Source organism: Vibrio sp. Sgm 5, assembly GCF_026241575.1.
Classification (GTDB): Bacteria; Pseudomonadota; Gammaproteobacteria; order Enterobacterales; family Vibrionaceae; genus Vibrio; species Vibrio jasicida.
In genome coordinates, this window is the sequence record NZ_JAPHPY010000010.1 from 39,958 (window position 1) to 54,981 (window position 15,024).

The 15,024-nt window shown below is 45.6% G+C and carries 2 protein-coding genes; both read left to right on the forward strand.

Features of this window, described 5'->3' with window-relative positions:
* Positions 1 to 114 precede the first annotated feature (114 nt).
* A complete protein-coding gene (locus tag OQJ86_RS07955; protein ID WP_416236448.1) occupies positions 115 to 11,433 on the forward strand; it encodes a hypothetical protein in 11,319 nt (3,772 codons plus the stop codon).
* A 68-nt stretch (positions 11,434 to 11,501) separates the two neighbouring features.
* A complete protein-coding gene (locus OQJ86_RS07960) occupies positions 11,502 to 15,017 on the forward strand; it encodes a hypothetical protein (protein WP_265987420.1) in 3,516 nt (1,171 codons plus the stop codon).
* Positions 15,018 to 15,024: the final 7 nt, after the last annotated feature.

A 15,024-nucleotide genomic window follows, 5' to 3' on the forward strand; every position in this document is an offset into this window, starting at 1 on the left:
TAAAAAATGACAGAAACGTGACAATGTAAATTCTTCTGTCGACAATATCTCGGCGCCTAGTTTTTGACGCTATTGCTAGCTTAGTCATAAATATCTGAATAATTAATATTTTATATGAGTCGGAAAAGTATTGTGCCAATTGTTCAACGTTATCTAGCCTTGTTTTTGCTTATGTTTTTGCTTCCTTTCAAAGCATTAGCAGCAGGGGAAATTGAAATATCTTTTAGCCCAACATTCGGTCTGCCTTATGAAAATGGACAGGTCATTACATACTCGATTGAAGTTCGAAATACGACGATCAGCACGATCAGTGATGTGTCAGTGACGAATGCCATTTGGGATGTGATGTCTGGATCGAGTAGGGCGTTCAGCAGTGTCAAGATTACCGATACTCACACCTTAGGAACGAATGCAGGTAGTTATTCCTCCAGCAATAGTAATTTGAACGTGACCGGCGCTAACTTATTACCGCTAGGGCGCATTACTTATCAAATTGAAGCAACAGTTGCTGATGATGCCGCTGAAGATATCGTTCTCGGCAACACAGAAGTAAAAGGGACGGTTTCCGGCACAGAAACGACTTTTACAAACACGGACACGATTACTTTCCCCCCAGCTGAATACGATTATCTTCTGGAAGAATATGTTAATCCCGAGGAATATGAGGTTGGCGGCACATTGACTTACTCTTTGACGGCAACCAATAACGGTGCTTATGCGGTTAAAGGATTAGATATTGAGCAAGAATTTGCATCTTTAACGGGGCAGAAGTTAGACGGTTCAACGGGGGATGCATTTAGCAGTGTTACCATTAGTGCCGTCGCTTCATCGGGGAGCGATGCCGGTAACTTTGCGACAACAGGGGATTTATCGGTCACCGATGCGGAGATCTCTGTTGGTGGCTACATTACTTACACCATCAAAGCGACGGTTGCTGCGGACCTAGTATCCGATATTGATACCCAAGCAAGCTCCACGACTCGTGCTGGTACGGTCGACAGTAACCTACTATCGACACCGCCAGCTGATCCTGATATTGAACTTGAGCACACGTTAAACTCGACATCGCCATACCTAATTAACGGTGAAGTTGATTTTGAATTGAAGGTGAGTAATAACGGCGGTGCGATTGCTCATAATTACCATGTAAAACAGAATATTAAAGACTTAGTAAGCCGCAATGGTTTAGCGAACAATTTATCTCCTTCATACGATAACACTGATGTGGATGGAAATCCCTTCACCACATGGGATATTACAGTTTCAAGCATTGGCAGTAATTCACTTTCTGATTACCAAGGCGGTCCACAAACGGATGTCGACTTTGACGATACCGTTTCTATTTATCCGGGTGAGTCGATTACTTACCAAATTAAAGCAACACTAACACCGATTACGATTGGTACTTTGCAAGGCTTTACTGCTTCGGTGACAGATGAGTCTGGTTCGCTAGTCGAGAGCTCCAGTATTTCCGATACGGTTGACGCAGAAAAAGTGCTGAGTGTGACAGATTCTGATATCTCTATTTCTAAAACCACTTCTGCATCCGAATATGTACCAGGTGGTGAAATTGAGTACGAAATTACCGTTACAAATGGCTCATCAAAATACTTTGCCAATAACCTGTTAGTTCAAGATAACTTGACGTGTGTTGTTACCGAGCAAGCGGGTGGCGCTGGTGACGGGCAGGCTTTCGAAAAATGGAAAGTTGAAGTGATTTCTGGTGAAGACTCGATTGGTTCTGATCCTGGCTCTTTTAGTTATGGAGCTTGGACATCAACTCCACTCTCGCTGACACCGGACATCGCACCGGGTAAAACCATTAAGTACAAACTGACTGCCAAAACGAATGATACCAGTACAGGCCTCATTCTTGATGACGACCCAAGTTGCTCTAATGATAACGTAACCGAAGAAGGCTCGGGTGTTCAAACTCCAGATGATAACTTACGTGCGAGTAAAGACGTAGATAGCCGTTTTTATTCTTCTGGCCAGACTCTGACTTACACCATTACCGTGACGAACGACGGTGATGGTTTTGCAAACCAAGTTCAGGTACTAGACGACCTTAACTCAGTGAAAACAACCGATATCAATGGCAAAGAAATCAATGCTTATTCGGATTGGACGATCACTGCCGAAGCGTTTAAAGACGATGGCACACCAGCGAACGCTTCAAATACTGGTATCACTGGAGAAGTGAAACACCCTGACAATTTGAATGTCATTGCTACGCTTCAACCTCACTCCTACATTGAGTACACCATTGCCGCCCAGACTGACCCTTTAGCGAATGGTCATATATCTAATGAAGTAACTGTTGATGGCTCCGTCTATGCCGATCGAGGCTCTGACCCTCGTGACTTTGCAATTGAGCTAAACAAACGTGTGAAGACGAATACTGACTCAGGTTTTCATGGTGAGCAGACGGCTTACTCTAAGCTGGATACTGAGGTTACGTACCAAATCAGCCTAAAGAACGACAAAGAAAACGGTTATGCGACAAATGTGGCGGTAAAAGACACCTTATCTTCGATCACCGCGAAGATATTGGAACCAGATACGACGTCAAAACAAGTCTTCAAGTCGTGGACGATCAGTGCTGAAATCATTTCGGATGATCCTCAATTGGATGGCAATCCAGCGTATACCGATGTCGGTACTTTTGCGCCAAATACGGACCTAGATACAACGGCACAAATCCCACCGAACGTTGAAGTGGTTTACACCATCGTGGCACAAATCGACCGTTCAAATGAAAGTGAGATTATATACTCGCAATTTGACAACACAGCAGAAATCAAAACATCGGACTCGACAGTTCAATCATCTGCATCGGATACGGTTATTGTTTATCCTCATGATCCAAAAGTGATTGTTGCGAAAACAACACCTGATGATTCGTTTGTTCCAGGCCAATGGGTTAACTTCAAGATTACTATCGTCAATACTGGGCCAGGTTATGCAAACGAAGTTCGTGTTACAGATGATATTAAGGGCTTGAATGCGTTCTCTGAATGGGAAATAACGGCGTCTACAGATTCCAATAATTCACCATTTAAAACGGGCAGTTATGCTGGTGAAAAGTCGGGGTATCCAAATAATGGAAATATCGATAGTCGTATCGATATCGATCCTAAAATTAACGGTGTCGAAGGTTACGTTGTTTACAATGTGAGAGGCAAAGTTAAAGACGATTACATAGAAGATGAGATTGCTAATACCGCAGAGATTTACGATCCATCGACGAACTTAAACCAATCCTCTTCTGCCGAGATTGGTGGTACATCAGGGGACTCTCTTAACGTTTCTATTCTGAAAACAGCGGATAAAGTTCGCTTTGTTCCTGGCGATGATGTCACTTATGAAATTCGTGTTTTGAACAATGGCGCGAATGTCGAAAGCGGTCTTAAGGTCGTTGATTTACTGACAGACATTCGTTCTGTTTTGGCAAATGACAAAGACAACCAATATGAAAACTACCCAAACCAATCTCCGTTTGAATACTGGCAGTTTGATTTCGATGACGGCGGCGGTTTTCAATCTCAAACTACCGAAGATTTTATCTACCCACCTGGTGATGCATCGAACACGATGACACTTGCTGCGGGCGAATTGCGTACTTTCCGAATTAAAGCTCGTGTTAAAGACAATGTTATTGGTTCTCAGGATTCAATGGGGAACTTAAACGACAAAATTGAGAATGACGCCTACGTATACCGTGACTTTGGCCAAGTTACTGAAGAATCACATCTTTCTCATCACGAGATGGAGCGAGCTTACAATGGCGGCGATGTGGTGAGGAAGTTACTGGTTAATGGGGTTGAGTCTCGCTTCTATTCACCAGGTGATACCTTAACTTATCAAGTGACGGTTTCTTCTCAAACAGGTTATGTCAATGACCACGCTGTAAGCGAAAACATTACTGGTGTGACGACTCAGTTGTTGGATGGCTCTTTAGCGACGCCATTTGATAAAGGTTTCACCGTTGATGTTTCGAAAGATGATTCAAATGGTGGCGACGGCACAACCGACGGCACATTGGATGGTACTGTTGCGGATAATAAAGACATCAACACAACGATCGATGTGGCTGGCAAAGATTCCGTTACCTTTGAAGTCGTGGGTGTGGTGCGTGAAGACGCGACCGGTACAATCACTATTGGTGGCATCACGGTGATCCCGAACAGCTATCATCTGGCGTTCAGTAAGACGGTTGATCAATCAAGCTACGAGCCGGGACAACCTCTAGTTTACCGTTTAACAATCGAAAACGATGGCAAGGGTAACGCATACAACATTCCTGTTATCGACCGACTGTCCAATATCATGGTCGATCTTGTTGATGGCACAAGCGGTAAAGCGTTTGACTCGGGTTGGACGGTTGTACCAAGGATTGTCAGTGGTAGTTCAAAAGCCATTGTCGATCTGGATGGCAAGATTGCTGATAACGCAGATATCGATACTCATGCCTCTATCCCCAAAGGCACAATCATTGAATATGTTGTGACGGCTAAGGTGAACAATAACGCCGTCGGTGAGATTTTGAACTTGCTTACTGTCGATGGCGATACTGTGAGCGCAGAGACCAAAGCGTCTGCTGAGAAGTACGACTTTTCTAAACATGTTACCAAAATCTACGATCAGGATGGCACTACCGAGTTAAGTGGTGGTTATACGCCGGGTGGCTACATCGAGTATGAAATCTCACTGAAGAACTTAAATAATGTTCACATTAATGAGATGCCAATCAAGGATGAAATCGGCAAGATCCAGACCGATTACTTCGATGGTAGTGGTAAAGGACGTGCATTTGATTCATGGACCATTGTTACCAGTGTTGATTCGAGTGGCATCAGTGATGCGGGCTCTGTCAGTAACAACAGTGATATCGATACTAAGTTCAACCTAGCAGCTAATGAGTTTGCAACAGGCGGAACCTTTGTTACTTACACCATCAAAGCGAAGATCAGTGAGAAAGCGATAGGTCAAATTCTTAACGTTGCAGTGGTCGACAAGAGCCATAACTTACCGTCAGAACCGGTGAACATGTTGCCGGTGAACATTGTTAAGTTGCATAAAGCGTACACTGATACATCATTGGCAACACACAAGACCACATACAACCATACGACAGACGGCGAAAAGATCGTTTACCACTTGCGTATTGAGAACAATGGTAAAGGTTTGGAGTACAACAAATCACTGAAAGAGTTGTTCTCAAATGTCAAAGTACGTGTTGCTCAGAATGCAGCTGGTGAATCTGACTCACAAACGCTACCTGCATTTGATCAATATGGTTGGACAGTCACCGCTACCACATCCGGTGAAGCGACTACTCTGATTGATGGCTACACTGGTGGTGCGAATGCAGATATCGATATTTCAGTACTTTCGATCGCGCCGGGTGGTTGGATTGACTTTGTCATGGAGTCACAGATCCGCCAAGATGCGCTCGACCAGATTGTTGCGACACCGAAATACAACGGCAGTAACTTCAATTCCGCAAAAGTTACGCCTGAGGGCAGTAATCTGTCGGTGAGCAAAGAAATTGTCTCAATCGATGGCAAATCTTATGTATCCGGTGACACCTACAAACCTGAAGATGAGGTCATCTACAAATTCACGGTGACCAACACCGAGCCCGTGTGGCGTGACCAAACCGTTATCCAAGATATTGTCTCTAACGTTCGCGTTGAAGTGATCGGTGGGACGACGAAATCAGCGTTCTCAGATACGGATATATCTCATGCTTTCACTTCAACAGGTACAACGGGAACCCAAGACACTTACATCGAGTCTTATGATGCGACTGATGATCTTGACCTACTAGTCGATATCGCTCCGGAAGAAGTCATTGAGTTTACGGTTAAAGGAAAAGTTCGCCCGGACGCTCTTGGTGATATCGATGGCAACACGGGTAAGGCTGGGAACCAAAGTGATACCACGGACGTCATTCCACCAGTTGTGCCTGTACTGAACTTCGAGAAGTCAGTTCTGAGTACAACCGCAGACAGTGGCACATGTACTTTCCCATCAACGACTGGCACAGGCTGTCACTACAACCCGAACGGTCAAGTTCAATATCAAGTTAGCGTGACCAACGTGGGCGACAGCATTACCAATGGCGCGACTATCGTTGATGAACTAAACACCATTGATACATCTGATGGTAAGGCAGCATTCCAAGACTACAGTGTGGCAATCGTGAGTGCGCCTGATGCAGACCGATTCTCAATTACGGGTAACTACCAAGGAACTGTACCACTGAATGCAGCGTTCGACTTGATGCCAGGCGACACCGTTGTGTTTGAGATTGACGGCACAGTAGCGGCGGACGCCACAGGGACCATTACCAATGTGGCCAAAGTCAACGGCGTTGATAGTAATGCCGTCGTTCTAGATCCTGGTACGTCGAGCCTGATTGCTCAAAAATCAACGGATACACCAACTTATACTCCAGGCTCAGAAGTTCGGTATCAAATGCGTGTTCGCAACGAGACTGCAAATAACGAGTTGATTGACATTCGTGACATTATTAGCAATTACAAAGTTGAAGTCGCTGATGGTACAGAGCAAGTTGCTTTAAAGGATTGGACGGTAAGTGCTCAAATTATCACTGATGGTAATCCGGCTTACACAGACATTAGTAACCTTAACTCTGTAGCTCCAAATACGGATATTGATGTGACGGTTCAGATGGGTGGTAAAGCGGCCGATGATACTTATACGGAAATCTTAATCGAAGTCGTTGGTCATGCTCGCGATGATGCCGTTGGTGAGTTTACTAACCAACTACAAGGCAAACTAAATTCAGGAACCAATTACTTCACCTACAACCTGAAAGAAAAAGTTATCGTCCCTGAACCGGGAACACTTACCGTTTCGAAAGTCACTTCAATTACCCCCGCGATTTACCATCCGGGCGATACCATTGGCTACGATATCGAGGTGAAAAACACAGGTACAGGTTATGCGACCGATGTTCTGATTTCAGACCTTTGGAAGACGATTCGCGCTGAGAAAGCCGGCGCAACATTACCTGTGCGTGCGTTTGATTCTTGGTCAGCGACGTCAGTGAGTGTTGACGGTACTGATCCAACATTGACTCAGCCCATTGCAGGCTCTGAGGTGACTGGCGACAATGGTTATCAGATTCGCTACAACATTCACCCAGACCACACAGTGAAACTTCATGTTGAAGGTGTTGTAAAAGCGGACCTTGTTGGCGATATCACTAACGTAGTGGAAGTGAGCGATTCAAGCGGCTCTCAAACTGCGGATGCGACTTATGTGGCGGCAACGGCTGATCTCACGGTCGATAAAACGGTTGATAAGAGCCAATACGAATCAGGTGACAAGCTGACTTATACCATCACAATTGAAAACACCACAGCCAACTGGGCAAGTGATGTTTCCATTAAGGATCTAGTCAACGACATTACTTCGACCAGTATTACGGGCGCGACAGTAAAAGCGTTTGAGTCTGGCACCATCTTCTTCAATGCGTCTTCACAGACGGGTGACACTAAGTTCCCATCGTCCACGGGTGAGTTTTTAGATGGCAGCTTGGACATCAGTCCAAATGATGTCGTGACCATTACTGCAGAAGGGGAGCTTGACCCAGAAGTAGTGGGCGATGTCACCAACCAAGTTGAAGTGACCTACAATGGTTCGACTAAAACTGCAGAAGCAACCAGCACAGCGACGATCCCAGATTTAACCTTTACGAAAGAGCCAATGGTGGAGTTTTATAGCCCTAACCAAGCGGCAGGTTACATCCTGAAAATTGTCAACGAAGGTAACAGCTACGCGAATGACATCAACCTGAAAGATGAAATTGGTGCGCTCACCGTGAATACCATTGATGGTTCGGCCAACCAAGCTTTCCTACAATGGGCGGTTCAATATGTTACGGGCAGTTCACTGACTACCGTCGATGCGAACTCACTTGTGGTTGACAAGGATATTGATTACAACATCGACCTCGCACCGAACGACACCATCACTCTTTACGTTATTGGCTTAGTGAACCCGGAAGCAACGGGCGACATTGTTAACACCGCAACGTTGAATCACAACAGTAAAGACGTGACGGAAACAGCAACGTTGAAACCACGTCCGGGTGATATCGTTCTGGAGAAAACCACCGATGAGCGTTACTACCAACCGGGTGAGTTCTCCACATTCCGCGTCAAAGTGACCAATAATGGTTCCGGCTTTGCGGGAGATGTAAAAGTCGAGGACATCATTTCTTCACTTGAAGTTGAAACCTCTGGTGGAGCGATAGAACCTGCGTTTAACGATTGGACGATCGTGACCACTAAAGGGGACCCACGTACCAACATAGATACGGTTCCGGGACCAAACGGTGATATTTCTACCAACCTTGATATTGCACCTGGTGACACGGTGGAATTTGCTATTACAGGTACAATCAACAGCAGTGCAGTGGCCAATATCGTTAACACCGCGACGGCTGAGTTTGGTGGTGCGACTACCGATGCAACGGCTACGCTTGAAACGTTACCTGAAGAAGTTTGGATTGAGAAAACGGCCGAATCGCCAATTTATATCCCGGGTGAAGAAGCGGTATTCCATGTTCGTGTCTACAACGGGACCGATGGCTTTGATAATGATATTGAGCTAGACGACACTCTGTCAGGCATTAAAGCGATCAACATCTACGGTGTAAATGAACGTGCTTTTGAGAGTTGGACTATCGAAACGACTAAGAGTGACAGTCGTACGACTATCACACCAATGCCAGTCGATAACCAAGATATTCGCTCAGTTATTGATATTGCCCCACATGATATTGTCGAGTTCACCATTACGGTGAAAACCAATCCATTGGCAGCGAGCGAAATTACCAATATTGCCACTGCGGATCTGAATGGCACCACGCAACAATCAAGTGCGACCATCCAACCTCAATCTCAAGGTATCTCAATCGAGAAAACCGCAGACACGGAATACTATGTTCCCGGCACGGAAGCGACATTCCGCGTTAAGGTGAAGAATGAAGGCACTGTGCCAGCAACGGATGTTGGTGTGAAAGATGCTATCAGCAATATTGAAGTTGTTCGACTTGATGGGACGACCGTGAAAGCGTTTGATTCATGGCGTATTGATATCAACAAAGGTAACCCAGAAACAGACATCACCAATATTCCAAGTGTGAATGCCGACATTGATTCGACGCTGAGCATTGCGGCAAATGATGAGGTGGAGTTTGTGATTACTGGTCTCGTAAACCAATACGCCATTGGTGAGATTGAAAACACGGCAAGCGCGACGTTCCGGGGGGATACTCAAGACGCAACAGCGACGCTCTTAGCGATGCCAGAGTCAGTAAAACTTGAGAAAACCGTGGATGACGAGTACTACCGTCCGGGTGAAAACGTCACTTACCACGTGGTGTTAAGTAATGAATCTGGCTCGTTTACCGAAGAGATAGTGCTTAAGGATCTTATCTCAGAGTTGAAGGTGAATACGATTCACGACACCGAAGCGCCAGCGTTTACCAGCTGGAGTATGACAAGCTCATATAATGACGACCGCACCATCGTGTTGCCACAAATTCAGGGCGACAACCTGGATGTGAATAGCCGCGTGATTATTGCGCCAAACGATAAGTTGGACATTGAAATCACGGGTGTCGTCAACGCGGATGCGATGGGAGAAATCACCAATCACGCGTATGCCTATGACAAGTCAGAAAGTGATGTCCTTGCTGACGATTTCGCAACCATCAAACCACTGCCGATCATTTTGTCGGTGACCAAGGTGGCGGATAAAGCGGAATACACCAACGACGACGATGAAATTACCTTCACAATGACCGCGACCAACCGAGGTTCTGCCGATGCAGAAAGCGTCAACTTGTTGGACGAAATCGATAAGCTCATTGGTAACAACGGCAATCCATTGTTCACCACATGGAAAGCGACCATCACCGAGCTCAAGTCTGGTGTTGTGGTTTCTGTTGATTCAGACAGCAATGTCGATTCAAACCACACCATGAAGGCGTATCAAGGTAATGAATACGAAATCGTGGTGAAGGGTGAAATCAACCGAGGTATCGATGACAACTTCACAAACGTATTCACCGCCGCCGCATCGACAGGTGAAACCGCTTCCGCCAATGTGACCATTAAGGTCAAGAAGCAAGCGTACAACGAAGGCATGCTGAAAGTAACTAAGGTTGCTAGCAAGTCAGAAGCGAGTGTCGGTGAAGTTGTGGAATATGAAGTGACGATCACCAACGAAAACGACAACCCATTTACAGGGGTTCGGTTGGTTGACCGCTACCCAGGGGGCTTCGCTTACATCCCTGACTCTACCGAGATGGTGAACAGTGGACCAGATGGAGTGTTCGATACCGCAGACGACATCCAAATTACCGTAGAGCCAACTAAGACCAATCAGTTGTTCTTCGAAGTCGGAGATATGAATATCTATGGCAACGGTGACTCGCAAACTGCAGACGCAATTCGAATTCGTTACCTAATGCGTGTGAGTGTTGGTGCTACCTTTGGCGTTTACACCAACACCGCATGGGCAGAAGCGCCACCGGCAGAAAGCTTCTCCGCACAAAACACCACGACCAACTACGTTGTGAAGTCGAACCTCGCCAGTGCAACGGTTGAAGTTATGCCAGACAAGGTGTTCGATACTGCATCCATCATCGGTAAGGTGTTTGAAGATCACAATGGTGATGGCTTCCAAGCTGATGCCACTGCCGATGATATCTACATCGATGTTGACCTTGCTGAGGAGGATTACATTCCGAATTCCACGTTCATTACTCAAGATGGCGTAGAGACTCAGTTGAGAGATGCGAACGTGAAATTGAAAGGACAAGACGTTGTGATGTCGAGTGTGGATAAAGGATATGAAGTCGATGAATTGTATGGCTTATCTCGCAACCGAACCATTGAAGGTAGCAACAAAGTGGCTTTCCAATTTAAGACGCGGACCCGCCAAGGCTTCCCATTCAAGGTGACGACCGATAATGGCACTTACATCGAATTTGACATGCAAGGTAACGTTACGACTAAGCACAAAGGAGATAAGAAGAAAGGATTGTCGGCAGAAAATATTGATGTGATACGAAACCTCTATCGAGATGGTGATGATTACCTTTGGGAGATCGTCGTAGAGAACAAAGGGATCTACGAAGACGGTATTCCTGGGGTTCGCTTATTGACTGTCGAAGGCATTATCATCGAGACAGACCAGTATGGTCGATACCATGTACCAGATCAGTGGGTGTTGAATAAAAAAGGTAAGCAGTTCTTGGTCAAAGTCGACACTGACTCGCTACCAACAGGCATGAAGGTAATCAGTGAAAACCCAAAAGTGCGCCGAATCACACCAAACAAACTGACGAAATTTAACTTCAGCATCAAAAGCAGTGGGGATGATTAACCGTTAGCAGCACAGATGCAGGCTGGGTGCGCCCAGCCGACCACTTAAGCGGTTAAGCAGGATTATTTATGATTAGATTGAGACCATCAAAACTGACAATGTGTATCGCGGCTGGGTTGCCGATACTTTCGTTCGCGAAAGACACCAGTCAATTGGAGAAACTTGACAGTGACTCACTGGGTATTGAAGTTAAAGCGCATGAGCAAATCGATAATTCGCGTATTTATTTAGAACAAGGTGCGATCTGGGCAAGCCGTGACATTATGCGTTTTGACCCTGTGTTAGATCTAAGTATCAGCAGTGACATTGAAGTTCGTGACGGTAAGCCATTACAAGAAATGAGTTTCGCGATTACCACCAACTTCAGCTATTACGTAGACCATTATCAGTTGGAAGTTTATCGCGGGGGTGACCGGGGTTTAGTCGCACCACTTGCGATCGTGGAAGGGCAACAGTTCGCCAACGACTTCAATATAGTTTGGGATGGTCAAACCGAGCAAGATTACCAATTCGAATCGAATGAACAGTTGTTGTTTCGCTTAAAGGCGTTCGATAAAGACGGCAATATGGACGTGACGACGGTCGGCGTGATTAACCTAGTTGAGCCAGATTCTGAAGTCGACATCGACAAGAACGACGGCGAAGAAGAACAAAGCCGTAAACTTGGTAAAGCACAGTTGATGCGCCATAACATTCCGACCTCAGCAGGGCTGGCACGTTTCATCGGTACGGGACTAAAAGGCGTTGATAAGGTCATTATCGGCGAAGACGAATTTGATGTTGAAGAAGGTGAGTTGTACGCAGAGCAATATCTACCCGCGGATGCGTACTTGTTCCCGACGCGCGTAGTATTCGACAATGGAGAAGAGCGTCGCTACCAATTGTATGTACGTATTCCAGATGAATACTGGGTACAAGCCGGTCTTGCCGATTTCTATATCGGTAAAAATAAGGTGACGGGCAACTCCGCTGCATTGGCAGTCGATGACCAATACCAAGATGATATCTACAATCAAGGCCGCCTAGCGTACTTTGGCCAAGGTAAGTTTGGTGACAAACTCAGAATTACTACCCACTTTGATACCAAAGAAAGCGACGTGCGAGACATGTTTAAGCACCCGTTTGCCTCTGACTCCTCCAGCGTATTCGACATTCTGGAAGACGACGATGAGATGTATTATGGCAACTATGGTGACAGCTCCAACATCTACAAAGTGGTGAATACCAAAGGTAAAGTTTACCTCAACGTTGAGTACGATAAATCCAATGTTTTGTGGGGTAACTACAACACTGGTATTACTGGCACCGACAACAACGACTACAACCGTAGCTTGTATGGTTTCAAAGGCGATTACCGTACCCGTTCAACCACTAAGTTTGGTGAAGACCGTTTGAACATTGTTGGTTTTGCTGCTGAATCTGATTCACTCTTTGCTCACGATGAATTCCTAGGGACTGGCGGTTCGCTGTACTTCTTGCGTCATGGTGAAGTGGTTCCGGGCAGCGACAAGGTGATGGTGAAAGTTGTTGACCCTGACAGCAGCATCACGGTTCAGGAAATGCCACTGCAATCGGGACGAGACTATGAAATTGACCCGTATCAAGGTCGTATTATTCTGACCAGACCGCTGAACAACATCATTTCAGATAACTTCGGCACCGTCATCAACGACCAACCATCGTCTGGTTATGACAACTATCTAGCGGTGGACTATGAATATGTACCTCAGGGCAGTGATGCTTTGGATGCATTGACTGCTGGTGGTCGTGTTAAAGGATGGGTGAATGATTACATTGGTGTTGGTGCCAATTATCAAACCGAAGAAAAAGACAACCAAGATTACGAAGCGTACGGAACAGATCTGACATTACGCGCCTCTGAAGGTACGTATTTGAAGGCGGAATTTGGCCATAGTAAAGGCCGTCAAACCGATTCAAACTTTGTCTCATTAGACGGCGGTTTAACTTTTGAGCCGATTGGTACTGTCGGTGAAGATAGAGAAGGTGACATCTATCAGGTGAAAGGCGTGATGAACCTTTATGATATTGCGCCGAATATCTTCTCTGCGGTGGGTAACGATGTTAAGGGCTGGTATAAATCTAAAGATGCGGGATACAGCTACGCAAACCAAGATGACGATTTAGAACAAGAATCTTACGGCACTGAAATTCGCTTCCAAGCGACCGATCGTGTTGCTGTGAAAACACGCTTTACCTCGATTGAAGAGCGCGAATCCGATGGCGATCTAAGAACAGATACCCAACAAGCGGAGCTGGAAGCACAGGTTAAAGTCACCAAAAACATTAAGATCTCCGCAGCAGGTAAGCAAGTTGATGAACTGAATAACGAAAATGAAAAAGGCCAAGGCACCTTAGCGGGTCTTCGTGCCGATTACATTTGGGACAGCGACAATAATGTTTATGTTAAAGGCCAAAAAACCGTCGGTAAGACAGATGAGTACGATGAGAACGATAGCGTTACTCTGGGTGGTGAAACCCGTATTTTGGAAGACTTCGTGGTTGGCGCAGAATACACCTCCGGTGATCGCGGTGATGCTGCTGAAGCGAGTGTGACCTACGACGTAACCGAAGATTACAGCACGTACTTAACCTACGTAGATGATACTTACGAAGGCAAAAACAACGTGATTGTCGGTCAACGTGCAGACCTGACTTCTACCGTCGATTTCTACCAAGAAAACCAATTTGTTGATGAGAACAACGGCAAAGGTCGTATTGACTCGTTTGGTTTTGGTTACGACATGAATGATGACATCGACATGGGTATCGGCTATCAAAAAGGGGAAATAGAGGACGACCAGAAAATCACAACCGAGCGGCAAGCCGTGAGTGTGAGCACTTCGATTGATCTAGATGACGTGGTCTTCAAGAACAAAGTTGAATACCGTGTCGACAAAACCGATGAAACGACAGACCCAGATAAAAAACGTGTTGATCAATGGGTCACCACCAACCGTTACACACATCACCTAACGGAGGAGTACACCCTATTTGGTAAGTTCAACTATTCGCTTTCTGAAAGTAAATCGAGTGACAAAGTGTTAGCGCGCTTCATTGAGTCGACAGCAGGTTTGGCATATCGCCCTATCTACAACGACCGCTTGAACGTGTTATCGCGTTACACCTACTTGGTGGATTTCGACCAACTTAATCGAGATGTTGATTACAAAGATGAAGAAAGCCACATCATCGAAATCGAAGGTATCTACTCGTTGGATGCAAACTGGGATTTAGGTGCGAAATACGCATTCAAAAATAAGAGTGAAATTTTTACTCGTCAATCAGGCGAAGACATTCCAGTCGACAGTAAAATTTCTCTCTATGGCTTGAGTGCCTCTTACCGCGTCATGAAAGATTGGGATGTAACGGGTGAGTACCATTGGAAGACCGACAGCACATATGATGAGCTAGAGCAGGGTGCATTGGTTTCGGTGAACAAACACTTAAGCGATAACTTTAAAGTTGGGGTGGGTTACAACTTCTCAAGCTTTGACGGTAACCTAGCGAATGATGATGATTACGATGCATCAGGCGTGTTCATTAACCTAGTTGGTAAGTTATAAGAGGGTC

Excerpts from the sequence above, each read along its gene's own strand:
- OQJ86_RS07955 (WP_416236448.1), top strand. The coding sequence starts at position 115 with ATGAGTCGGAAAAGTATTGTGCCAATTGTTCAACGTTATCTAGCCTTG.
- OQJ86_RS07960 (WP_265987420.1), top strand. The coding sequence starts at position 11,502 with ATGATTAGATTGAGACCATCAAAACTGACAATGTGTATCGCGGCTGGG.